The organism is Planotetraspora thailandica (genome assembly GCF_016863335.1).
GTDB classification, from domain to species: domain Bacteria; phylum Actinomycetota; class Actinomycetes; order Streptosporangiales; family Streptosporangiaceae; genus Planotetraspora; species Planotetraspora thailandica.
Genome location: NZ_BOOR01000005.1, coordinates 64,302 through 85,136 on the forward strand (window position 1 = coordinate 64,302; position 20,835 = coordinate 85,136).

24 protein-coding genes and 1 tRNA gene are annotated in these 20,835 nt (G+C 68.3%); 10 read left to right on the top strand and 15 right to left on the bottom strand.

What is annotated here, in order from left to right:
- Positions 1-113: 113 nt before the first annotated feature.
- Positions 114-494 (bottom strand): VOC family protein, encoded by a 381-nt coding sequence (locus tag Pth03_RS03095; protein WP_203942554.1) that lies wholly within the window; start codon positions 492-494, stop codon positions 114-116.
- Positions 495-630: 136 nt separating this feature from the next.
- Positions 631-1,518 (bottom strand): LysR family transcriptional regulator, encoded by an 888-nt coding sequence (locus Pth03_RS03100; protein ID WP_203942555.1) that lies wholly within the window; start codon positions 1,516-1,518, stop codon positions 631-633.
- Between the two features lie 401 nt (positions 1,519-1,919).
- On the opposite strand from Pth03_RS03100, the gene Pth03_RS03105 reads away from it, so the two are divergent.
- Positions 1,920-2,888, top strand: a complete 969-nt coding sequence (locus Pth03_RS03105; RefSeq protein ID WP_203942556.1) for a DUF2637 domain-containing protein — start codon at positions 1,920-1,922, stop codon at positions 2,886-2,888.
- Positions 2,889-2,979: 91 nt separating this feature from the next.
- Here Pth03_RS03105 and Pth03_RS03110 read toward each other — a convergent pair whose 3' ends face one another.
- The 4 genes from Pth03_RS03110 to Pth03_RS03125 form a co-directional block, all read right to left on the bottom strand.
- Positions 2,980-3,435 (bottom strand): SRPBCC family protein, encoded by a 456-nt coding sequence (locus Pth03_RS03110; RefSeq protein ID WP_203942557.1) that lies wholly within the window; start codon positions 3,433-3,435, stop codon positions 2,980-2,982.
- A 76-nt stretch (positions 3,436-3,511) separates the two neighbouring features.
- Entirely contained in the window at positions 3,512-4,303 is a 792-nt protein-coding gene (locus Pth03_RS03115; RefSeq protein WP_203942558.1) for a helix-turn-helix domain-containing protein, read from the bottom strand.
- Between the two features lie 59 nt (positions 4,304-4,362).
- On the bottom strand, positions 4,363-5,127 hold the full coding sequence (locus tag Pth03_RS03120; protein WP_203942559.1) for an ABC transporter permease: 765 nt from the start codon (positions 5,125-5,127) through the stop codon (positions 4,363-4,365).
- Positions 5,128-5,136: 9 nt separating this feature from the next.
- On the bottom strand, positions 5,137-6,000 hold the full coding sequence (locus Pth03_RS03125; RefSeq protein ID WP_203942560.1) for an ABC transporter ATP-binding protein: 864 nt from the start codon (positions 5,998-6,000) through the stop codon (positions 5,137-5,139).
- A gap of 131 nt (positions 6,001-6,131) precedes the next feature.
- On the opposite strand from Pth03_RS03125, the gene Pth03_RS03130 reads away from it, so the two are divergent.
- The 3 genes from Pth03_RS03130 to dnaN all read left to right on the top strand — a co-directional run bounded on the left by Pth03_RS03130 (position 6,132) and on the right by dnaN (position 9,461).
- Positions 6,132-7,625, top strand: a complete 1,494-nt coding sequence (locus Pth03_RS03130; protein WP_203942561.1) for a sensor histidine kinase — start codon at positions 6,132-6,134, stop codon at positions 7,623-7,625.
- On the top strand, positions 7,616-8,263 hold the full coding sequence (locus tag Pth03_RS03135; RefSeq protein WP_203942562.1) for a response regulator: 648 nt from the start codon (positions 7,616-7,618) through the stop codon (positions 8,261-8,263). The genes Pth03_RS03130 and Pth03_RS03135 overlap by 10 nt, the downstream gene beginning before the upstream one ends.
- 103 nt (positions 8,264-8,366) lie before the next feature.
- Positions 8,367-9,461 carry a DNA polymerase III subunit beta gene (gene dnaN / locus Pth03_RS03140; RefSeq protein WP_203942740.1) on the top strand — a complete coding sequence of 365 codons (1,095 nt, stop codon included), beginning with the start codon at positions 8,367-8,369 and terminating at the stop codon, positions 9,459-9,461.
- A gap of 13 nt (positions 9,462-9,474) precedes the next feature.
- Here the strand turns inward: dnaN and Pth03_RS03145 are convergent, their stop codons facing one another.
- The 6 genes from Pth03_RS03145 to upp all read right to left on the bottom strand — a co-directional run bounded on the left by Pth03_RS03145 (position 9,475) and on the right by upp (position 13,602).
- The gene (locus Pth03_RS03145; protein WP_203942563.1) at positions 9,475-10,164 is read right to left on the bottom strand and encodes a FadR/GntR family transcriptional regulator; all 690 of its coding nucleotides are present in this window, start codon (positions 10,162-10,164) and stop codon (positions 9,475-9,477) included.
- A 95-nt stretch (positions 10,165-10,259) separates the two neighbouring features.
- Entirely contained in the window at positions 10,260-11,588 is a 1,329-nt protein-coding gene (locus Pth03_RS03150; protein WP_203942564.1) for a helix-turn-helix domain-containing protein, read from the bottom strand.
- A 139-nt stretch (positions 11,589-11,727) separates the two neighbouring features.
- The gene (locus Pth03_RS03155; protein WP_203942565.1) at positions 11,728-12,258 is read right to left on the bottom strand and encodes a PH domain-containing protein; all 531 of its coding nucleotides are present in this window, start codon (positions 12,256-12,258) and stop codon (positions 11,728-11,730) included.
- On the bottom strand, positions 12,255-12,431 hold the full coding sequence (locus Pth03_RS03160) for a hypothetical protein (protein ID WP_203942566.1): 177 nt from the start codon (positions 12,429-12,431) through the stop codon (positions 12,255-12,257). Before Pth03_RS03160 ends, Pth03_RS03155 begins: the two co-directional genes overlap by 4 nt.
- A gap of 78 nt (positions 12,432-12,509) precedes the next feature.
- Positions 12,510-12,728 (bottom strand): three-helix bundle dimerization domain-containing protein, encoded by a 219-nt coding sequence (locus Pth03_RS03165; protein WP_203942567.1) that lies wholly within the window; start codon positions 12,726-12,728, stop codon positions 12,510-12,512.
- Positions 12,729-12,963: 235 nt separating this feature from the next.
- Complete coding sequence (gene upp / locus Pth03_RS03170; protein ID WP_203942568.1) at positions 12,964-13,602, bottom strand: uracil phosphoribosyltransferase; 639 nt, start codon at positions 13,600-13,602, stop codon at positions 12,964-12,966.
- Between the two features lie 135 nt (positions 13,603-13,737).
- Between upp and Pth03_RS03175 the strand changes: the two genes are divergently transcribed.
- The 4 genes from Pth03_RS03175 (at position 13,738) to Pth03_RS03190 (ending at position 15,368) form a co-directional block, all read left to right on the top strand.
- Positions 13,738-14,232 carry a tRNA adenosine deaminase-associated protein gene (locus Pth03_RS03175; RefSeq protein ID WP_203942741.1) on the top strand — a complete coding sequence of 165 codons (495 nt, stop codon included), beginning with the start codon at positions 13,738-13,740 and terminating at the stop codon, positions 14,230-14,232.
- 15 nt (positions 14,233-14,247) lie between these two features.
- Positions 14,248-14,730 carry a tRNA adenosine deaminase-associated protein gene (locus tag Pth03_RS03180; protein WP_203942569.1) on the top strand — a complete coding sequence of 161 codons (483 nt, stop codon included), beginning with the start codon at positions 14,248-14,250 and terminating at the stop codon, positions 14,728-14,730.
- A gap of 32 nt (positions 14,731-14,762) precedes the next feature.
- Positions 14,763-15,197 (top strand): tRNA adenosine(34) deaminase TadA, encoded by a 435-nt coding sequence (tadA, locus tag Pth03_RS03185; RefSeq protein WP_203942742.1) that lies wholly within the window; start codon positions 14,763-14,765, stop codon positions 15,195-15,197.
- An 81-nt stretch (positions 15,198-15,278) separates the two neighbouring features.
- Positions 15,279-15,368 (top strand) — tRNA-Ser (locus Pth03_RS03190).
- Between the two features lie 111 nt (positions 15,369-15,479).
- Here Pth03_RS03190 and Pth03_RS03195 read toward each other — a convergent pair.
- Positions 15,480-16,280: a helix-turn-helix transcriptional regulator gene (locus Pth03_RS03195; protein ID WP_203942570.1), complete on the bottom strand. Its 801-nt coding sequence runs from the start codon at positions 16,278-16,280 to the stop codon at positions 15,480-15,482.
- Positions 16,281-16,613: 333 nt separating this feature from the next.
- On the opposite strand from Pth03_RS03195, the gene Pth03_RS03200 reads away from it, so the two are divergent.
- Positions 16,614-17,639: a methyltransferase gene (locus tag Pth03_RS03200; RefSeq protein WP_203942571.1), complete on the top strand. Its 1,026-nt coding sequence runs from the start codon at positions 16,614-16,616 to the stop codon at positions 17,637-17,639.
- Between the two features lie 160 nt (positions 17,640-17,799).
- Here the strand turns inward: Pth03_RS03200 and Pth03_RS03205 are convergent, their stop codons facing one another.
- On the bottom strand, positions 17,800-18,090 hold the full coding sequence (locus Pth03_RS03205) for a type II toxin-antitoxin system VapB family antitoxin (RefSeq protein ID WP_203942572.1): 291 nt from the start codon (positions 18,088-18,090) through the stop codon (positions 17,800-17,802).
- A 66-nt stretch (positions 18,091-18,156) separates the two neighbouring features.
- On the bottom strand, positions 18,157-19,017 hold the full coding sequence (gene ypfJ, locus Pth03_RS03210) for a KPN_02809 family neutral zinc metallopeptidase (protein ID WP_203942573.1): 861 nt from the start codon (positions 19,015-19,017) through the stop codon (positions 18,157-18,159).
- Positions 19,018-19,210: 193 nt separating this feature from the next.
- Between ypfJ and Pth03_RS03215 the strand changes: the two genes are divergently transcribed.
- Complete coding sequence (locus Pth03_RS03215) at positions 19,211-20,791, top strand: dolichyl-phosphate-mannose--protein mannosyltransferase (RefSeq protein ID WP_239118721.1); 1,581 nt, start codon at positions 19,211-19,213, stop codon at positions 20,789-20,791.
- The last annotated feature ends 44 nt before the right edge of the window (positions 20,792-20,835 follow it).

The following is a 20,835-nucleotide window of genomic DNA, read 5'->3' on the forward strand; positions in this document are numbered from 1 at the left end:
CCGCTCTGATACCGGGCCGTTGCCGTCCTGACGCGGCCGCTGACACGGCACCGCATGGTCGGCGGTGATGCCCGAGGGCGGTGAACGACACGACCTGGCCGGCCGGTCCGGAGTCAGCTTGTGATCGGGGAAATCCACTCGACGAGCTGGATCGTCACGCCGTTGGGGTCGGTGAGCTGCATCAGCAGCTCACCCCACGGCTCCCGCCGGAGCGGGATGGAGATGGTGGCGCCTTCACTGCGCAGCCGCTCGTACTCGCGGGCGAGGCTGGTGACCGTGAACACCACGATCACGTCCGCCAGGCCCTGTCCCGGTTGCCACCGCTCGAGGTCGCGCTCCACCAGGACCAGGTCGACGGCCGCGTCGTCACGGCCCAGCGCGATGAAATTCTCGCCGACCAGGATTTCGCGGAAGCCGAGATGACTAGTGAAGAACCGGCTGGAAGCGGCCGGATCGTCGACGGTCAGGGACACACCGGAAGAGACGATGTTCACGCCGCAGCACCAGAAAAGGACATATCTCCACTCACCTCCTGGTGGCGTGCTTTTTGGATGGATCAAGCATCACGCCGGGCAGTGCTGTGGATCAATGGCGACAATCGCAACGGTCGTTAACCTGCGGTTGACGGTCTCAGCCGGGCAGTGGTCCCAGCTCACGCACCACGCGGGCGAGGGCACGGATCATGTCGTTCTCCGCATCGCTGCACCACACCAGCCCGTACTGCAGCGCCGGCATGTCCGTGACAGGCAGATAGACGATGTCGGGGCGCGGGTAATACCGGGCCACGTGGACCGGGAAGAGGGAGACCGAATCCCCGATGGCCGTGAGCATGAAGATGTCCTCGATGTGGTTCACGAGGTCTGTCCGGTCGATCGACCGGCCCTTCGGAGTGAGCTCCGGAATGTATTGGTTGAACCAGTCACTAGGCACCGGCTCGGCGCTCACGTGCCGATAGTCGCTGGCCGCCTCCAGGGTGGTCGTGGACCACTTGGCGAGAGCGTTGTCGGCAGCCACGGCCAGCACCCTCGTCTCGGCGAACAGCCGGGGACCAACGGTCAGGTCGGGCTCCTCCACGGGTAGCCAGGTCACCAGGATGTCGGCCTCCCCGTTGCGCAACTGGGCGAACGGATCCGCATAACCCGACATCCACAGCCGCAGCTCCCACTGCGGGTGCCGGGAGCGGAAGGTCTCCCAATACCGGCGCAGTTCCTGGAGATTGGCGGGAAACAGGCTGACCCGGAGCGTGCCGGTCTTGCCCCGGGCCGCCAGCCGGGCCCGCTCCAGGCTCCGCGTCAACCCCTGATGCAGCTGGCGCAGGTCGTCGCGGAGCTGCTCAGCCACTGGCGTCAGCCGTACATTACGGCTGTCACGGGCGAAGAGCTCTACGCCGATGCTTCGTTCCTGCTTCTTGATCGCCTTGCTGACCGCCGCCACGGAGACGTGCAGACGCTCAGCGGTCCGGCCGAAGTGCAACTCCTCGGCAAGGGTCAGAAAGATCTCAATGTCGCGCAGCTCCACAGGCCCTCCCTCCCCGACCCCGAGTCACCCCTGAAGGCTCAAACGGTTGAGATCACTCATTGGCGTGCAAGTCTGACATGCAAATCAATACTTGGACATCAATGTGGTATCGCTATTCGTTCGCGGAGCCTGCTCGCCGCCTTAGGCCTGGTCATGAACGCCCGTGGTGTAAGGCTCCACCCGCTCGGCCCTGATGGAAGGGCTTGCCCGCTCCCTCACCGACGCTGTACGGCGAATCTCCCTTCCGTCGGGATGGAACGTGCCCGCAATGATCGGTTACGCCGGAGCTAATCTGCTCGCGCTCATTGGTCACATATCCGACATTCAGGCGTGGCACCATCGACCCCGTGAGTAACACAGGACACACCATTCACGCGGGGGATCGACTCATCCGAGCGTCCATGACGATTGTGGTCCTGGGCGTGGCGGTGGTCGCGGGCTGGGTCAGCTACTGGCACGCCGTCGCCGTGATCGAGCGGTACGGCGCTGAGGACGAACTGTCCGCACACCTCGTGCCGGTCACCGTCGACGGCATGATCTATGCGAGCTCGATGGTCCTGCTGTGGTGCGCTCGCTACCAGTTGAAGGTGCCCGCGCTCGCTCGCTGGGCGCTCGCGCTCGGGATCGCCGCGACGCTCGCGGCGAACATCCTGCACGGTGTGGAGAAGGGCGCACTCGCCGCCGCGCTCGCCGCGTGGCCGGCCGTCGCGCTCGTGATCTCGTACGAACTGACTATGTGGGTCGTGCGCTCGGGCCGTGAGGTGTCCGAGCGGGTGGCCGCCGCCGCCACCTCTGAGCAGCGATCATCCGTGGCTTCGGCCGCCGCGCCGGCCCTGGAGGGGATCGGAGAGCCGCCCGCGTGGCCTGCCGATCGCCTGGCCTCCGATCATGAGTTCCTCGACCGCGCGGGCGGTGATCAGTCCGTACGGCAGGGCCCGTCCGGCGATCGGGAGTTCGCGTCGAGGGGCGGGCTCGCGGGTCAGGCACGGCGCGCCTTCGCGGCCAGCCTCACCGATCCGGCGGGAGCCCAGGATCGGGTGACCGATCGCACCGAGGTTCATGAACGCCTCACCCCGGTGAGCGTCCGAGCCGATGAGCGCTCCGATCACCAGGACCCCGTGACACCCGATCGCCAGGGCCCTGTCGTACTAGAGGACGACCCGGCGAGCGCCGATCGGCGCACTCAGGCGGCCGCTCTCCTCGCGCGCGATCCGCACATGTCCGGTGCGGCGGTGGCCCGCGCGCTCGGGGTGTCCGAGCCGCACGGCCGCCGGTTGCGCAGGGAAGTGCTCAACGAGAGCGGTTTCGAATGGGCGGCCAAAGGCACGGCCGAGGCGCGACGCCCCGGCACGCCAGACACGGACGGCTGAGGCACGAAGTCCGGCACACCCCCGAACGGCACGAGGATCTCTGAGGAGTGACCGGTCAGGGGACCGGCCGGAAGTGGGTTGTGACGCCGGGTCAGGCCCGGACGGACGGGTCACCCGTGAGCCGTGCGGCCAGGATCTCGGCACGCGCGAGCTGCACCTTGCGGGCCTGGCCTGCGGCGAAGCCGATCAGGAACCACGGCGCCGTCATGTCGAGCCTGTCGGTCACCCGTGTGCCTGTGCCGTCGGGGGCGAGGTCGAAGCGGTAGGCCATCCGCACGTTGCCGGGGCTCTTGACCTGGCCGTGCACGGACAGTCCATCGGTGTGGAGTGCCACCTTGATGGAGTTGTCGTAGGAGAAGACCCCCAGGAAGCGGAAACGTTCGACGGCGGTGTAGCGGACCACGCGCGGTTCTGAGCGGTCGACGTCGCTGACCGCCACCACGAGGGGCGACAAACCGATGTAGTTCTCCGGAGTCGTGAGGTGCTCGAACACCTTCTCCGGAGCGGCGTCCACATGGAACTCGTCGATGAGCACCTTGCTCGACACCTGACCTCCTGCGTGCTGTGCGAAATATCGGGGGGATTGTCGCAAAGCGCGCCGTTCATGGGGAAGTGCAGGTTGATCACAAAGGGGTGTCGCGCAGGAAGGCCGCCGTGGCGGCGTCGGCGGGGAAGAACGACTCGATCACCAGCTCGGCCACGGTGATGTCGAGAGGGGTGCCGAACGTCGCCGTGATGCTGAAGAACGACAACTCGCGGCCGGCCCGGCGAACGCGGAGCGGCACGAGGATGTCGCCGGGGCCGGGCAGCTCGATCTCGGGTTCCGGCTGGTCGCATGGGTAGCCGGCCAGTTCGGCGTACAGCTCGCTCAGCTCGGGGTCGGCCGTCAGCGTGATCTGCCGCCCAAGCCGGCCGAGCAGGTGCGCCCGCCACTCGCCGAGGTTGACGATGTGCGGGGCGAGCCCTTCCGGGTGCAGGCTCGCCCGCAACACGTTGGTCAGCAGGTCGGGGTCGATGTCTTCGGTGAGCATCGTGATGCCGCCGTTGGCGTCCACGAGGTTCCAGCCCCTGTCGACGACGAGGGCGGGGAAGGGCTCGTGGGCGTTGAGCAGTTCCCTGATGGCGGCCTGCACCGAGGCCATCCGCGGGGAGTCCAGGGTCGACTCGGCGTAGACGGGGGCGTAGCCGGCCGCAAGCAACAGGCCGTTGCGTTCGCGTAGGGGCAGGTCCAGGTGCTCGCCGAGGCGCAGGACCATCTCGCGGCTGGGCTTGGCCCGTCCTGTCTCCAGGAAGCTCACGTGCCGGGTGGAGATCTCCGCCTGGATCGAGAGCTCCAGCTGGCTGAGCCGCCGGCGCTCCCGCCATTGCCGGAGAAGATCCCCGAATGGCCGCTGGTGAAGCTGCGTCGTGGTCACGTCCCGACGGTACCGAGCGGCGCGAACACCGGCGATTACCCATGAGGTAATCGCCCGGCTCACTGCCAGCGGAACGAGCGCACGGCGAACGCGGCGGCCACAAGGGCCCAGCCCGCCATCACGCCCAGGTGCAGCGCCGACGGCGCGTGGCCGCCGAGTGTGTCCACGAGGCCCTGGCCGAATGCGCCGGTGGGGGTGAAGTCGCTGAACCGCCGCAGCGGGTCGGGCATGAGTTCGCGCGGCAGCCACATGCCCGCGAAGAACAGCAGAGGGAACAGCGCCGCCGCGCCCACGCCCTGCACCACCCGTGAGTTCGGCGACACGGCCGCCAGGAGCAGGCCGATGGCGAACATGGCCACCGCGCCCAGTACGACGACCACCGTGAACCAGAGGAACGCCCGGGGAAACGGCACGTCGAGGACGAGGTGCCCCAGAGCCAGCGTCAGGGCCGTCGCCGTGACCGCCACCGCCGCGTTGATGGCGAGTTGTACGGCAAGCAGCGCGGCCGGCCGTACCGGCGTGGTGGACATCCGCCGCAGGACGCCCCGCTCCCGGTAGACGACCAGGGCGGTCGGCAGGGTGCTGAGCGCGAGCGTCCCGACCGACAGCAGCACCATCATGCCCGGGAGCTGGGCGTCGACGACGCGCAGGCCTCCCAGCTCGGGGACCGGGTCGCGGAAGCCGGGGATCGCGCTGCCGAGGATCAGCAGGAGCGCGGCGGGAAGGCCGATCGCGAAGAACACCGCGAGCGGCTCGCGGAGGAACAGGCGCGTCTCGACGGCGGCCAGCCGTCCGAGTCCGGGGGTACGGATGATCGTGGTCATGGACGTCTCCTAAGAGGCCGGGTGGCCGGTCAGCGCGAGGAACGCGTCGTCGAGGGTGGTCCGCTCCATGCGGAGGGCGGACAGCTGGGAGGCGGGCAGCGTGTTCACGACCGCGGTGAGGACGTCGTCCGTGCCGGTCACGACGACCTCGTCGCCGTCGCGGGACACCGACGTCACGTCGGGCAGGTCCTTCAGCGCGTCCACGGAGGCCGAGGTTCTGAAGGAGATCCGCTGGCCGCCGCTCACCCGGACGACCAGGCCGGCGGGAGTGTCGATCGCGAGCGCGCGCCCCGCGGAGACGACCAGCACGCGGTCGCAGAGCCGCTCGATCTCCTCCATGAAGTGCGAGATGAGCAGCACCGTCACGCCGCGTTCGCGCATGCGGGCGATCGACTCCCACGTGTCCCGCCGCGCCTGGGGGTCCAAACCGGTGGTCAGCTCGTCGAGGATCGCGATCCTGGGGTTTCCGACGAGTGCGAGCGCGATCGACAGCCGCTGCCGCTGGCCGCCGGAGAGCTTGGCGAAAGCCGTACGAGGGTCGAGGCCGGTCTCCTCCAGCAGTGCGCGCCAGTCGGCGGGCCGGGAGTAGAACGAGGCGTAGAGCGCGAGGGCCTCGCCCACTCTGATCTTGTCGGGCAGGGTGCAGTCCTGGAGCTGGACGCCGACCTGCTGTTTGAGGTCGGCGTCCACGGTCACGCGGCCCGAGGTGGGGGTTCGCAGGCCGGCGACGCACTCGACCGTCGTCGTCTTGCCCGCGCCGTTGCGCCCGACGATGCCGAAGATCTCGCCCTCGTCCACCGAGAACGAGACGTCGTCCACGGCGACGTGCGTGCCGTACGTCTTGTGGAGGTTCTCCACGGTGATGATTGCCATGCTGTCGACGGTAGGAACGGCATGCCCGCGCCGGAATGCGGCTGCGGACCGACGTGGGGTGTACCTACCCCCACCTTCTCCGGCATCTGAGACCACTGTCCCGGCCGCCGCGTCTGTCCCACACTGGCGGCATGAGCGAAAGAGGAACGGTGCCGGCGCTGGCGAAGGGGGCAGGGCTTTTCTGCGTGGCCGTGTTCAGTCAGGTGGTCGCCGCCGTGGTGCTTGTCGGCATGCTGCTGAGCTCGGTGGGCATGGTCTTCCTGTTTCCCGCGACCGTGCGGCTCATGCGAAGGATGACGCGGCTGAACCGTCGCCTGGTCGCCGCGTGGACCGGAACGCCGGTCGACGAGCCGTACCTGCCCGAGCCGGCTCCTCCGGTCCCGATCGCCGAGGGCTGGTACAGAGACGGCCGCTCGCTCTACAAAACCCCGCTCATCCCCGCGTTCAACAGGCGGCTGAACTGGCTGCTCAAGGACTCGGCCACCTGGCGTGACTTCGGCTTCCTGGCTGCGGACATGTGGGCGGGCGGCCTGATCGCCGGCGCTCCCCTGCTGCTCGTGGTCGTGGGCGCCGTGCAACTGGCCGGCGGCAACCTGATCGGCCTCACCTGGCCGCTGCTCGCGATCGCGTCGGCCCGCTGGTACGCCCCCTGGGCGCTTCACGTGTACGGCGTCATCGCCCGCACGTTCCTCGGCTCCACGGAGAAGGCGAGACTGGCGCAGCAGGTCGACCGGCTGGCCCGCGCCCGCACGGAGGTGGTCGACTCCCAGGCGGCCGAGTTGCGGCGCATCGAACGCGACCTGCACGACGGCGCGCAGGCCCGTCTCGTCGCCGTGGGCATGACGATCGGCGCGGCCGAGGAGCTGATGGAGTCCGACCCGGCCGCCGCACGGGCGCTGCTCGCCAAGGCGAGGGAGGCGTCATCGACCGCGTTGCAGGAGCTCAGGCAGCTTGTGCGGGGCATCCATCCCCCGGTGCTCGCCGAGCGGGGCCTCGGCGACGCCGTACGGGCCGTGGCCCTGGACACCGCGGTCCGCACCCACGTGAGCGTGGACCTGCCGGGAAAGCTGGACGCCCCCCTGGAGTCGGCCGCCTATTTCGCGGTCAGCGAGCTGCTCACCAATGTCGTACGGCACAGCGGCGCGAGCGAGGCGTGGATCGACATCAGCTGCCAGGGCCCCACGTTGCGCATCACGGTGCGCGACGACGGGCACGGCGGAGCCGACCCGTCCCGGGGCACCGGTCTGGCCGGCATCGAGCGCAGGCTCGCCGCGTTCGACGGCGTGCTCGCGCTCAGCAGCCCGCCCGGTGGTCCCACCACGGCCGTCATCGAACTTCCCCGCGCGTTGTCGGTCTCCCCGCGCCCGCCGGTCACCTGGCGGACGATCACCACGGGCATATGCTGGAGCCTCTGCTGGATTCCACTGTTTCCACAGGGGTTCGTGGCGATGATCCTGAAGTTGGTTGGTACGCCCGAGAAGTCATGGTTTCTGGCGCTGTACATGCCTGAGCGGCTCCAGTGGCCGACCATCATCGGCATGATCGTCTTGGGGGCCGGGATGCTCGCGACCGCCTCCGTCCTGACCGCGCGCCACCGGAACGCGAAGGACGCGGCGTGCGCGTAGTTCTGGCCGAGGACCTGCATCTTCTCCGTGAAGGCCTGGTTCACCTGCTCCGGGCCCACGGCCTGGAGGTGGTCGCGGCCGTGGAGTCGGGGCCGGAGCTGCTCGACGCCCTGGTCAGGGAACGCCCCGACGTCGCCGTCGTCGACGTACGGCTTCCGCCGACCTTCACCGACGAGGGGCTCCAGGCGTCTCTGGCGGCGCGCAAGCGCATCCCCGGCCTGCCGGTTCTGGTTCTGTCACAGCACGTGGAGCAGCTCTACGCGCGCGAGCTGCTCGCGGACGGCTCGGGCGGCATCGGCTATCTGCTGAAGGACCGCGTGTTCAACAGCGAGCAGTTCATCGACGCCGTCCGCCGCGTCGCCGCGGGAGGAACGGCGATGGACCCCGAGGTCATCGCCAAGCTGCTGGCGAGCAACGCCCGCAACGAGCCCGTCGGCCGCCTGACCCCGCGGGAGCGCGAGGTGCTCGAGCTCATGGCCGAGGGCCGGTCGAACGCCGCGATCGGCCAGCGGCTCTACCTGAGCGACAGCGCCGTCGGCAAACACACCGCGAACATCTTCGCCAAGCTGGGCCTGGCACCCTCCGACGACGACAACCGGCGGGTGCTCGCCGTGCTGGCCTATCTCAACGACAAATAGACCGCCCTTGCCAATGGCACACTGGTTCACGACCGTTTCTGTCGGTCTCGCCGGTTACCTTCAGCCAGGTACGGCTCGGCGCTGATGGTCGCAGGAGGTCATGGTGAAGTTCCAGGTGAATCGCGATGTGCTCGCCGACGCGGTGGCGTGGACGGCTCGCGTTCTACCGGGCCGCCCGGCCGTTCCGGTGCTGTCGGGCCTGCTCCTGGAGGCGGGCGACGGTCTGCGCGTCTCCGCCTTCGACTACGACGTCTCCGCGCGGGCCGAGGTGGAGGCCGACGTCGCGGAGCCGGGACGGGTGCTCATCCCCGGCAAGGTGCTCGCAGAGATCACCCGGAGCCTGCCCGACCGGCCGGTCGAGTTCCTCCGCAGCGGCTCCGAGGTGGTGCTCACCTGCGGCAGCGCCGAGTTCGGCCTGCTCACCATGCCCGACGGGGACTTCCCTTCGATCCCCGCCATGCCGCCCAAGGTCGGCGCCGTCGGGGGAGGGCTCTTCGCGACCGCCGTCGGCCAGGTCGCCTCTGCGGCGAGCCGTGACGACACGTTGCCGATGCTGACGGGCATCCGGATCGACATCGACGGCGTCCAGATGTCGATGGCCGCGACCGACCGCTACCGGATCGCGGCCAGGGACTTCCTCTGGCATCCCGAGCGGCAGGACGAGCGGCACGCGGTGATGGTGCCCGCACGGGTGCTGGTCGAGGTGGCGCGTTCCCTGCGCGGCGGCGAAGTCACGATCGGCCTCGACGACAACGTGGCCGGATTCGAGAGCCAGGGCCGCATCACCACCGTGCGGCTGCTGGACGACCAGTTCATCGACTACCGGTCCCGGTTGACCGCCGACTGGGCGATCCACGCCGAGCTCGACGTCGCCCCCTTCGTCGAGGCGATCAAGCGAGTCGTGCTCGTCGCCGAGCGCAACACGGCCGTGCGACTGTCGTTCTCGCAGGGTCGGGTGCTGATCCAGGCTGGTGGAGGCGATATCGGCCGGGGAGCCGAGGTGCTGGAGGCCGAGCTCGACGGCGACGACATCCAGATCGCGTTCCAGCCGCATTTCCTGCTCGACGGGCTGGCGGGAGTCGAGACCGAGCGGGCCCGGCTCGAGATGGATTCGCCCACCCGCCCTGCGCTGATCGCCAACGCCGGAGACGATCCCGACTTCCGCTACCTCGTGATGTCGCTCCGCCTCGCCGGCTAGCACCGGCGGGCGGTCAGGCGCTCAGGTCCTGCGATTCGGTCAGCGCGATGAGGATGTGCTCCATGCACGCGTGCCCGGCCCGCTCGGCGGCCGCCGCGTCACCGGCGACGATCGCCCGCACGATGGCGTCGTGGGGGATGTAGTTCTGCTCCAGCGAACCGCCCGCCGCGGCGATACTGGCCCGGAGGGCGGCCGAGAAGTCGACGTACAGCTCCATGAGCACGTTGTTGTGAGTCGCCTCGACGACGGCGATGTGGAACGCCAGGTCGGCCTCCACGAACCCGTCCGGGTCGCCGTGCGCCCAGGCCTTCTCCCGCTTGGCCAGGGCGGCTTCCATCGAGGTGATGTCCGTGTCGGTCCGCCGGGTGGCGGCCAGCCTGGCCGCCTCGACCTCGAGTGCCCGCCGGACCTCGAGGATCTCCAGTTGCTCGGCCGTACGCAGCCGCCTGGCCATGGCACCGGACAGCTCGCTGGTCGCCCGCACATAGGTGCCGTCACCTTGCCGGCACTCCAGCAGCCCGGCATGGGTCAGCGCACGTACGGCCTCGCGCACCGTGTTGCGGCCGACCCCGAGGTGCTCGGCCAGCACAGTCTCAGTAGGGATTTTGGCGTGCATCTGCCAGGAACCAGAGGTGATCTGCTCCTTGAGCTGGTCGATCACCTGGTCGACGAGAGACGCCCGCTGCGCCGTCCGCAGACTCACAGTCCGCCTCCTCTGGGAAACACCAGTCATCCCATGACTGAATGACTGGCCGACCCCAATTATTCCAGAGCCCTGAGTAAGGGCTCCAGGGAGGCTCAATGAGTGAGTACGGTCGCCGCGGTGGATCCTGGAATGGTCACCTGGACGCCGACGGCCTCCAGCGCCTTACGATACGCACCGGCCTGTTCCTCCACGGAACCGGCCTGTCCCCACAGGTCACCCAGCATGCGCCAGGTTCGCGCCGTCTCCCGGTCGTGCGCGTCGGGGTGCCCCTCCAGCAGGTCCCGAGCGCGCCGGAGCGTGGGAGCGGCGTCTTCGGATCGTGCCAAAGCGACTTCGGCGAGCACCAGGTGAGCCCGGGCCGCTGTGATGCCGGGGGAGCCGGCCAGCAGATCCAGTGCCTGATCGGCGAGACGCACCGCGGAATCCGCTTCCCCGAGCCGGATTCGCACGTGAGACAGCACCACGAGGCTGAGGGCGTGCTCCTCGACATGAGCCGTGAGATCGGCGAAAACGGTGCTCGCCGACTCGGCGAGCTCGTTGGCTCGGTCCAAATCCGTGGCTTGGACATCACTGGCCGTGATCATCGCCCAGTGCATCGCGATCCGTGCGTGACGGACGGCCATGCGTCCGGCGCGTCCGGCGGCGAGGGCGTCGTCGGCGAGCTGGACGGCCAGAGCCGAGTCCTCGCCCTCGGCGGCGGTGACGCTCGCACGCCACAACTCAAGGGACTCCGCGTTATGGCCGGACGGCGCCGGCGTGCCGGTGGCCGCCATGACCTGCTCCACGTACGGCAGGCCCGTGCCGGTCTCCACCAGCGCGAGCGCCAGCTCCACGGCGGTCTCACCGCGGACGAGCCCGAGCCGCTCCACCTGGGAGAGGGCGTAGGCGCCGAGGTTGCGCGCACGCAGCACGTCGCCGGCCTTGTTGTAGCAGCGGCACAGGGCCACGGCCAGGGGAAGATCTGCCAGGCGCTCGGGGTGCGCGGCGGCCTCGCGGCGCAGCCGCTCGTAGGCCTCGACGGCACGCCCGGTCCGTCCCTGGGCTTCCAGGGCGCGAGCCCTGCCGAGCCGCGCGTGGGCGGCGAGCAAGGCGTTGTCCTCGCCGGCGGCCTTGACGATGTCACTGAAACGGTCGGCCGCAACCGCGGGGTCGCCGTGATAAAGCTCGAGCTCGGCGTGGCGCAGGCCGAGCTCGGTGTCGATCCGCTGCCGCGGCTCTATGCCGTGGAGCAGGAACTCGGTGGTACAGCCCAGCCGCTCGGCCAGAAGCCGCGCAACGACCGGTGTAGGCGTCCGCTTGCCGGACTCGATAAGTGAGACATAACTGTCGGACAGGTCAGGCCCGGCCAACTGGGCCTGCGACATGCGCCTGCTCAACCGCAATCCGCGGACGCGGTCACCGATGGTTCCCTGACTCGGCATTGGATCTCTCAGGGCGGGGGAATGGTCAATGGTCTCGCCATAATGGCATGAAGCGACCGAATCGTGTAACCCTCCGTCAAGAATCACGACGATGAAGGTTCGATCACGAGACGCTGAGAGTGCTGAGAGTCAGGGCAACCTAGTCGTCGTCGTTATCCTTGCTGGGGAAGATCATTTGGCAGACCTCCAAATACAAGGTCTCCGGGTAGGGGATGTAGGGGACGGTCCGCAGTGCCTGATCTTGGCCGGCGGACTCAAGTACGAACTCTCCGTAACCGAGCAGGCGCCCCAGCAGTGATCGCTGGAAGCTCATGTCGGTGACCTTGCCCAGCGGCATCATCGCGACCTTGCGGGTGATGAGGCCGGTGGTGAGGAGCATGCGCTGCGAGGTGACGACGAAATAGTCGACCGACCATTCCGCCACCTTCCACACGAAGCGGATAAGGAGGAGCAGCCAGGCCCACCACACGATGACGAGAGCCTGGCCCCCACCGTTGCCGCTCAGCCATTTGCTGAGCAGGCCCGCGATGATGAGCCCGCCGAAGATCTCAGCGACGGGCCGGAGCAGGACGGCCGGATGGCGCCGGACCATGATGACTTGTTGTTCATGGGGGAGGAGGTAACGGTTGACCGACGACGGGGCAGAGTCCCCGTGGGTCACAAGTCTCATGTCAGCTTGGCGAAGAACTGCGACATCGAGTTGCCCGCGCTCACAAGGCCGTTGAACGCGCCCTGGACCGTCTGCGCCGCGTCAGCGGGCTTGGACAAGAGATAGAAGGCCGCCACTCCGATGGCTCCCCACTTAAGGACTTTCTTGGCCTGCACTGCCGTCACCACTCCCATGAGCTATACATTACCCAGGCCGCTAGTTCGGTAAAGCGGCAAAATCCAACTGTCGGACGAAGCCGATATAGGACGCCGTCACCTCCGTTCCGCCGCCGCGGTGGCCAGGACCCGCAGATGCTTGCGGGCGATGCGCTCCACCAGGCTCGCCGGTGCGTGGCCGGTCACTTCCAGCGCTCCGTGATGCGCGGCCTGAACACAACGGTTGACGGTCGCCGCGGGGTGAATTCCGGCGAACTCGTCCCTGAGCATGGCCTCGACCTGCTCATACTGTTCACTGTCCGGAAGTTGACTCATGGCTCTCCCCGATGCGCGCCCGCTCGCGCGAACGCGAAGAGACGTCGTCTGTAACTCTGCGTACCCAAGAGGGGGCGCAGTGTAACTATGGCGCGGGAGTTGCGGGAGAGCGGCGCGACCACGCCGGGGAAAGAAAGACGGTCTCATCGGGGGAACCGCGGCGTGCGGACGCCGCGGTTCACAGGCGGATGAGCCCGGACTTCGCGGGCTCAGACTGCGGGCTCAGACTGCGGGCTCAGACCACGCCGTAGAGACGGTCTCCCGCGTCGCCGAGGCCGGGAACGATGTAGCCCTGGTCGTTGAGGCGTTCGTCGAGCGCGGCGGTCACGACCCGGATGGGCTTGTCGGAGCCCTTGAACTCGTCGTCCATGCGGGCGATGCCTTCGGGGGCGGCCAGAAGGCAGATGGCCGTCACGTCCTCCGCCCCGCGGTCGAACAGGAAGTGGATGGCCGCCGCGAGTGTGCCGCCTGTGGCGAGCATCGGGTCGAGCACGTAGCACTGGCGGCCGGACAGATCCTCGGGCAGCCGGGTGGCGTACGTCTGGGCCTTCAGCGTGGACTCGTCGCGGATCATGCCCAGGAATCCGACCTCGGCCGTCGGCAGCAGACGCGTCATCCCGTCGAGCATGCCGAGCCCTGCGCGAAGGATCGGCACGACGAGCGGGGCCGGCCGGGCCAGCCGTACGCCGTGGGCGGGCGCGAGGGGGGTGTCGACCGTCGCGTCGACGACGCGGACGTCACGGGTGGCCTCGTAGGCGAGCAGGGTGACGAGCTCGTCGGCCAGACGCCTGAACGTCGGCGAGTCGGTCCGGACATCGCGAAGCGTGGTCAGCTTGTGGGCGACGAGCGGATGATCGACTACCAGGGTTTTCATGGTTACAAAAGTTACCGTCCCCCGGGCGGGTCATCGACGTCGCCTGACTCTTTTGATCACAATTTGGGGAGAGCGCCGGACGGTGGGAGTGGGAGTCTGGGACCATTACGTGACGTGAGGACCGTGCCGGTGGGGATGACGATGACAGACGTGGACGCGCTTGACTTCGCCATCGTGGTCTATCGCGAGGATGACAAATGGGAGGCCGAGATGCTTCCCGTGGCGCTCACCTCGGATCTGCGTGGGTTGATCCAGGCCTTGCGCCAGACGCCCAGCATGGGGACCACGATTGGCCTGGTTGCTGTGGGGGATGACTTCTTCGTGGCGTTACGGGTCTTTGGCGAAGAGATAGGGCTTTTCCTCTCCGACATCACCGCATCCTGGGACTGGCCGCTGGCCCAGCAGGTCCTCGAATACCTGGACGTGCCCGTCCCCGAGGAGGAGGAGCTCGACAGCGTGCTCCCCGCGGGCGATCTGTCGATCTTCGCCGACCTCGGGCTCGACGAGATGGAGCTCGGAGCCCTTTCCGGCGACCTCGATCTGCTGCCGGACGAGGTCCTGTCGAGCATCGCCGCCAGGCTGGGCTTCTCCCAGCAGTTCGAACGCGCCGTCGACGCCGCCATCGGCTGATCTCGGGAGCCGGCCATGCCCTCCAGACCGAATCTCTTCTCCGCCGCCTTCGTGAAGATCGACGGCGGCTGGAGCGGCACCGAGGTGGACCTCGGCGACGTCGAGATCGCCGATGACCTGGGTGACGCCGTCCAGGAGGCGCTCGGCCTGAACGGCGACGAACTGGCCCTGCTCTGCGTGGAGATCGAGGACGAGTGGTTCGCCATCGTCCGCTACGACGGGGACGCCGACCCGCGGGTCTTCCTCTCCGACGAGCACGCCGGCCTGAACGATCACCTTGGGGAGATCTTCGCCGAGCTCGCGGGCGTGGTCGTGGACAAGGACACCCCCGATCTCGGTGTACGGCCGGCCGGAGACTTCAACCTGCTCGCCGACTTCTCCCTGAGCGCCGAGGAGCTGCTGGAGCTCAGCATGGAAGAGGGCGTGCTTCCCGCGGACATCCTGTCGGTGATCGCGGAGCGGCTGTCCTTCGCCGACGAGTTCGACCGGTTGCGGTGACCGCCTCACCCCTGCGGGAGTTCGAACCGGCCATGCGCCTGGCGCTGGCGGAAGCCGTACGCGCGGGTGAACGGGGCGAGGTCCCGGTCGGGGCGGTCGTGATCGACGCCGCCGGAGCCGTGGTGTCGACCGCGGGCAACGACCGCGAGGCCGCCGCCGATCCCACCGCCCATGCCGAGGTGCTCGCCCTGCGCGCCGCCGCCCGCGCGGCCGGGGAGTGGCGGCTGACCGGACATACCCTCGTCGTCACCCTGGAGCCCTGCACGATGTGCGCGGGCGCCGCCGTGCTCTCCCGGGTCGACCGGGTCGTGTACGGCGCGGCCGACGAGAAGGCGGGCGCGGCCGGCTCGCTCTGGGACGTGATCAGGGACAGGCGGCTCAACCACCGCCCCGAGGTGATCGGCGGGGTGCTCGCCGACGAGTGCGCGGCCGTACTCAGGGAGTTCTTCTCGGGGCGGCGGCCCTGAGGCGTTCTCCCGGCCTCACCGGGTCTGTCCGAAGCGAAACGGATGCGCGGGCAGGTGGGTTCGTCCGGTAAGCTGCTGCGCGGTGGAGTCGCCTAGTGGCCGAGGGCGCACGCCTCGAAAGCGTGTGATGGGGCAACCTATCCGTGGGTTCAAATCCCACCTCCACCGCCACCGAAGAAGAGCCGTTGACCTGCGTGTACAGGTTGGCGGCTCTTTTGCTTTCACGGTTTGGCCACACGGGCGGCAGCTCCGCGATCCACTTCGCGGTTCCGCCGGTGGGCGTCAGATCCAGCCGGAGGCCATCAAGGACAGCGCCCTTTCCGATGGCGTGCCGATCTCGGGCTCCAACGTGAAGACGAACATGTCGGCGTCGGCGACGAGCAACGTCTCGCGTTCCAGCGTCAGGTCTCCCAGCCCGCGATAGCGCAGGCGCAGAGGGCTGGGCTTGAGGAGCCCCACGTCGTAACGGGTCCACAGTTCATGGAAGCGCCTGCTCTCGCTCGAAAGCTCCTCGACCAGTTCGGCGGCGAAGGAGTGGCCGGCGACTCCGGTCGCGGCGCGGAGGTGGGCCACGTGGAGGGCGGCCTCCTGATCCCACTCGAGGATGCCCTCGTGTGCCACAGGGTTGAGGAAGAGCATGCGCATCAGGTTGTCGCCGTACTGCAGTCCCCCATGGAGGAGGGTGGCCAGGTGGTTCCTGGCCAGCACGTCCAGACGGCGGTTGAGCGCGATCGCCGGCCAGTGCAGCTTCTGGACGACCCGTGCGGCCCTCGCCTCCGGAGGGTCCGCGGCCGGTGGTTCGCCGGTGCAGGGGTTGGCGAGGCGGTGCAGATATCGGGTCGCTTCCGGATCGAGTTGAAGGACCTGTGCCAGAGCGTCGAGCACCCGGTAGGAGGGGTGCGGCGCCCGGCCCTGTTCGATCCGGACGTAGTAGTCGTGACTGATGCCGGCCAGATGGGCGATCTCCTCGCGGCTCAGCCCCGAGGCCTTCCGTCGGCCGCCCGTCGGGAGCCCTGCCTGCTCGCGGGGCGTCACCTTCCTCCGCGCGGTAAGGAACGCGCCCAGCTGTCGCCCGTCACGCATTTCGCCAGGTTACAGCGGCTAAGTGGACGGCACCCGGCCGGCAGCTCGGTACGGATGATCAATGGCCGCTTCACAGGGGTGGCCGGACCCCTATGACAAAAAAGTCCACTTATGTGCCATCTGCGCACGCTGTTAGCGTCCGACCGGAATTTGCAGTTCCGGACAAAAGGGAGACGGGGTCTCCGTGGCGGCCCACGGAAGACGGCGAGATAAGAGCTGGTGTCCGCGGTCATGAACGCCGGCCCGGGGCATCGTCAGATCTCCTCTTCGGCACGCCGGCGCGGGCCGGCGCCCCCTCTTCGCGACGCCGGAAGACACCATGAGGAGAAGAAAATGACGACGGCTCAGATGCCCGATCCGGCTCCGGTGATGGCGGACTATGAGCGGATGATGTCCATGGTCACCGGTTTCTGGGTGAGCCAGGTGGTACGTGCAGCGGCGGTGTTCAACGTCGCCGAGCACGTGGCCGGCGGGCTGACGACCGCGAGCGAGATCGCCGAGGCGGAGCTCGCCGACCCGGACGCCGTCCGGCGGCTGCTGCGCACCTTGGCATCGCTGGGCCTGCTCACCTCCGTCGACGGTGTGCACTTCGCGGGCACGGGCCTGCTGGCCACTCTGCACCCGGACAGTCCGCACTCCCTTCACCACCTCGCGCTCTCCCAGGCGGCCCCGGGCCACTGGCAGCCCTGGGGCCGGTTTCCCGACGCCGTCCGCTCCGGAGCGACGCAGGGTCCCGCCGCCTACGGAAGCGAAGTCTGGGATTACCTGGCCGGGAACCCGGAGGAGGCCCACTACTTCACCCGGTCGCTGGCGAACATCACAGCGATGACCAACGCCGAGGTGGCCCGCCAGATCGGAGGGGCCGGCCTGACCGTGGACGTGGGCGGCGCGGACGGTTCCCTGATCCGCGAGCTCATGCGGAACCACCCCGGCATGCGGGGCGTGGTGCTCGACCGGCCGGATGTGGTCCCGGCCGCGCTGGAAGCGGCCAAGGCGGACGGCCTCGACGACCGTTTCGACGTCGTGGGCGGCGACTTCTTCCAGGAGGTTCCCGCCGCCGACCTCTACCTGCTGCGGTACATCGTTCACGACTGGGACGACGAGCAGGCCGTCCGCATCCTGGCGAACTGCAGAAGGTCTCTCAACGAGGGTGGCCGGGTAGCGGTGGTGGAACTGCTGGTCGGACCAGTCGGCACCCCTGGCCTCGCACCGGTGATGGACGCCAACATGCTGGTCATGACCGGAGGGCGCGAGCGTGACCTCGCCGAGTACGACGCGCTCTTCACTCAGGCCGGCCTTCGCCGGACCCGGGTGGCGGAGGCGGGGAACATGGTGGTCATCGAGGCTGTGGCCGTCTGACGGCGTCCCACCTTTACCGCTGCCGACGAGCCGCCGATCGCATGCAGGCCGGCGGCTCTCATGGACCGATGGCGCGCCCGACAGACCAGGAAATCTAGCTCAAAAACAATACAAAATAGACAATTGCATGCTTTTGTGGGCTGAGGCGGCGCCGACCGCGTTAGATCTCGAGGATGCGCGCGTGCAGAACCGAGCGCTGCTGGAGGGCCGCGCGCAGGGCCCGATGGAGGCCGTCCTCCAGGTAGAGCTCGCCGTTCCATTGGACGACATGCGGAAACAGGTCGCCGTAGAACGTGGAGTCCTGTGCGAGCAGGGAGTGCAGGTCGAGCACGGCCTTCGTGGTGATCAGGGTGTCGAGCCTGACCTGCCGAGGCGGAATCTGCGCCCATTCCCGATGAGACAGGCCGTGCTCGGGGTAGGGCCGTCCATCGCCGACCAACTTAAAGATCACGGTACGTAGTTTAGGAGAGGAATGCCACTGTTCGCCTTCGAGGGCGACTTCAGCTGACTGAACTGGTCAGATGCCGCCGGAGAAGGTGTCACACCGAGCCGGGTCACCGGTCCTGTAGCCGTTGCCGAACCACTTCGTGCGCTGCTCCGAGGTGCCGTGGGTGAACGCCTCCGGGTTGATGCGTCCTCTCATCTGCTCCTGGATACGGTCGTCCCCGACGGCCGCCGCCGCGTCGAGCGCCTCCCGGATGTCGGCGTCGCTGAACGGCTTGGCGTAGAAGCCGGTGTTCACGGCGTTGCGGGCCCACACACCCGCGAAGCAGTCGGCCTGGAGTTCGAGCCGTACGGAGGCCCCCTGGGCGCCCGCGGCCTGGCCGACCCTGCCCATGGTGCCGAGCAGGTTCTGCACGTGGTGGCCGTACTCGTGGGCGATCACGTAGGCCTGCGCGAACGGGCCGCCCTCCGCGCCGAACCGCGTGCGGAGGTCGTTGAAGAAGTTCAGGTCGATGTAGACCCGCTGGTCGGCGGGGCAGTAGAACGGCCCGACGGAGGACTCGGCGGCCCCGCATGCGGTCTGGACGCCGCCCGTGTAGAGGATGGTCTTCGCCGGGGTGTAGCCGTCGATCTTCCCGCTCCAGTAGTCCTGGATGCTGTTGACCACGCCGACGACCCGGCACTTCTCCGACTGGTCGGCGTCCGCGCCCGTACGGCACTGCTGGCTGAGGTCGGAGCCCGGCTGCAGTGCGGGTGGCTGATCTCGTCCCGTGATGTCGCCCGGATTGATGCCGAAGATCAGGGCCAGAAGGAGCACGATGATTCCGGCGGCCCCGCCTCCGACGGCGATGCCGCCGCGGGGGAAGCCTCCACGTCCCCCGCCGACGTCTTCCACCTGCGACGCGTCGAGTCGCGCATCGTCATCGAAATCCATCTTTGACGCTCCCATGTGGGTGCTTCATCGCGCGGTAGATGTTGTCGCTTCGCGCGTTCTGCCCAGGATGAGGAAGATCATTCACGAAAGGATATGGGGCTCCAGATCGTCCTGTTTCGCCGTGCCGCACAGGGCGGTGAACTGTAGGGGCTTTGGCCAGATTTACAGGGGTTAGCGACGTTAAGATTCCCGAATGGCGCTGACAGCCGACTGGGTGATCGGGGGGCCTGGCGGCGATGCGCCGCGGCCGGTCCGTGACCGGCTCCTTCCCGCGATGCCCGGCAGCCGGCTCTGGGGTTGGCTCGGCCCGCTGATCGTGGCCCTTTTCGGGGCGTTCCTCCGGTTCTATCGTCTCGGCACGCCGCACGCCGTGGTGTTCGACGAGACCTTCTACGCCAAGGACGCCTTCTCCACGATCACCTACGGCGTCGAGCGCCAGTTCGTCGACTCGGCCGATGCCCTGATGCTGGGCGGCAACACGCAGATCTTCAAGACCTGCGCGCAGGCCGCCGAGTGTGGGTCCTTCGTCGCGCATCCCCCGCTCGGCAAATGGATGATCGGCCTCGGCGAGTGGATGTTCGGCCTCACGCCTTTCGGGTGGCGGTTCATGGCGGCGCTGGCCGGGTCCGTGTCCATCCTGATCCTCGCCAGGGTCGCCCGCCGCCTGACCCGCTCGACCCTGCTCGGCTGCCTCGCGGGATTCCTGCTGGCTTTGGACGCCATGCACGTCGTGCTGTCGCGTACGGCACTGCTCGACGTCTTCCTGACCTTGTGGGTGATCGCCGCGTTCGCCTGCCTGGTGGTCGACAGGGACAGGAGCCGGGAGCGACTGGTCGCCTGGTATGAGGGGTCTCTCATCGCGGCGCCGTCCCGGTTGGGCCTGCGTCCCTGGCGGCTGGCCGCCGGGCTGTGCCTCGGCGCGGCGCTGGCCACCAAATGGACGGGGGCGTATTTCGTCGCCGCCTTCACGATCATGACGCTCCTGTGGGATGCCGGCGCCCGCCGTTCGATCGGCCAGGCTCGGCCGTACCGGGTTTCCTGGCGGCTGGACCTGCCGCTGGGCGTCGTCTGGACGGCCGTCGTGCCTGTGGTCACCTGGGTGGCCTCCTACGCAGGCTGGTTCGCCACCGACAAGGGCTGGGGCCGCAACTGGGCGGAGGCGACGTCGAGCGGCTGGCCCTACTTCGTCTTCAGCTCGCTGCGGTCGTGGCTGAGCTACCAGAAGCAGATGCTCGGCTACCACGCAAACCTGTCCACCGCGCATCCCTACCAGTCGGAGCCCTGGCAGTGGCCGCTGCTGCTGCGGCCCGTGGCGTTCTACTACGAGACGCCGGCAGGCGGATGCGGGGCGAGCAGCTGCACGTCGGCGATTCTCGGAACCGGCACCCCGGTCATCTGGTTCCTCGCCGTTCCCGCGCTGGTCGCCATGGTCGGGTGGTGGCTCACCTCGCGCGACTGGCGGGCGGGAGCCGTCCTGGGGGCCTACCTCGTGGGATGGCTGCCGTGGTTCTATTTCGCGCTGGCCGACAACCGGACGATGTACCAGTTCTACGCCCTGCCGATGCTGCCTTTCATGATCTTGGCCATCGTGCTGGCGAGCGGGCTGATCCTCGGCCCGGCGCCGGGACGGCGCAGGCTCGTCGGCAGTTCGGTGGTCGGGGCGTTCGCCCTGCTGGTCCTCGTGAACTTCTGGTGGTTGTCGCCTGTGCTGGACGCACAGGTGATCCCGTACGGCGAGTGGTTCGACCGCATGCTGTTCCGCAGCTGGATCTGAGATGCGGCCCCTTCCCGAGGCGCGGCCGGGAAGGGGCGTAACCG

Excerpts from the sequence above, each read along its gene's own strand:
- Pth03_RS03105 (WP_203942556.1), top strand. The coding sequence starts at position 1,920 with ATGACGATTGTGGTCCTGGGCGTGGCGGTGGTCGCGGGCTGGGTCAGC.
- Pth03_RS03120 (WP_203942559.1), bottom strand. The coding sequence starts at position 5,127 with ATGACCACGATCATCCGTACCCCCGGACTCGGACGGCTGGCCGCCGTC.
- Pth03_RS03125 (WP_203942560.1), bottom strand. The coding sequence starts at position 6,000 with ATGGCAATCATCACCGTGGAGAACCTCCACAAGACGTACGGCACGCAC.
- Pth03_RS03130 (WP_203942561.1), top strand. The coding sequence starts at position 6,132 with ATGAGCGAAAGAGGAACGGTGCCGGCGCTGGCGAAGGGGGCAGGGCTT.
- Pth03_RS03150 (WP_203942564.1), bottom strand. The coding sequence starts at position 11,588 with ATGCCGAGTCAGGGAACCATCGGTGACCGCGTCCGCGGATTGCGGTTG.
- Pth03_RS03155 (WP_203942565.1), bottom strand. The coding sequence starts at position 12,258 with ATGAGACTTGTGACCCACGGGGACTCTGCCCCGTCGTCGGTCAACCGT.
- Pth03_RS03160 (WP_203942566.1), bottom strand. The coding sequence starts at position 12,431 with ATGGGAGTGGTGACGGCAGTGCAGGCCAAGAAAGTCCTTAAGTGGGGA.
- Pth03_RS03165 (WP_203942567.1), bottom strand. The coding sequence starts at position 12,728 with ATGAGTCAACTTCCGGACAGTGAACAGTATGAGCAGGTCGAGGCCATG.
- upp (WP_203942568.1), bottom strand. The coding sequence starts at position 13,602 with ATGAAAACCCTGGTAGTCGATCATCCGCTCGTCGCCCACAAGCTGACC.
- Pth03_RS03175 (WP_203942741.1), top strand. The coding sequence starts at position 13,738 with ATGACGATGACAGACGTGGACGCGCTTGACTTCGCCATCGTGGTCTAT.
- Pth03_RS03180 (WP_203942569.1), top strand. The coding sequence starts at position 14,248 with ATGCCCTCCAGACCGAATCTCTTCTCCGCCGCCTTCGTGAAGATCGAC.
- tadA (WP_203942742.1), top strand. The coding sequence starts at position 14,763 with ATGCGCCTGGCGCTGGCGGAAGCCGTACGCGCGGGTGAACGGGGCGAG.
- Pth03_RS03195 (WP_203942570.1), bottom strand. The coding sequence starts at position 16,280 with ATGCGTGACGGGCGACAGCTGGGCGCGTTCCTTACCGCGCGGAGGAAG.
- Pth03_RS03200 (WP_203942571.1), top strand. The coding sequence starts at position 16,614 with ATGACGACGGCTCAGATGCCCGATCCGGCTCCGGTGATGGCGGACTAT.
- ypfJ (WP_203942573.1), bottom strand. The coding sequence starts at position 19,017 with ATGGATTTCGATGACGATGCGCGACTCGACGCGTCGCAGGTGGAAGAC.
- Pth03_RS03215 (WP_239118721.1), top strand. The coding sequence starts at position 19,211 with ATGGCGCTGACAGCCGACTGGGTGATCGGGGGGCCTGGCGGCGATGCG.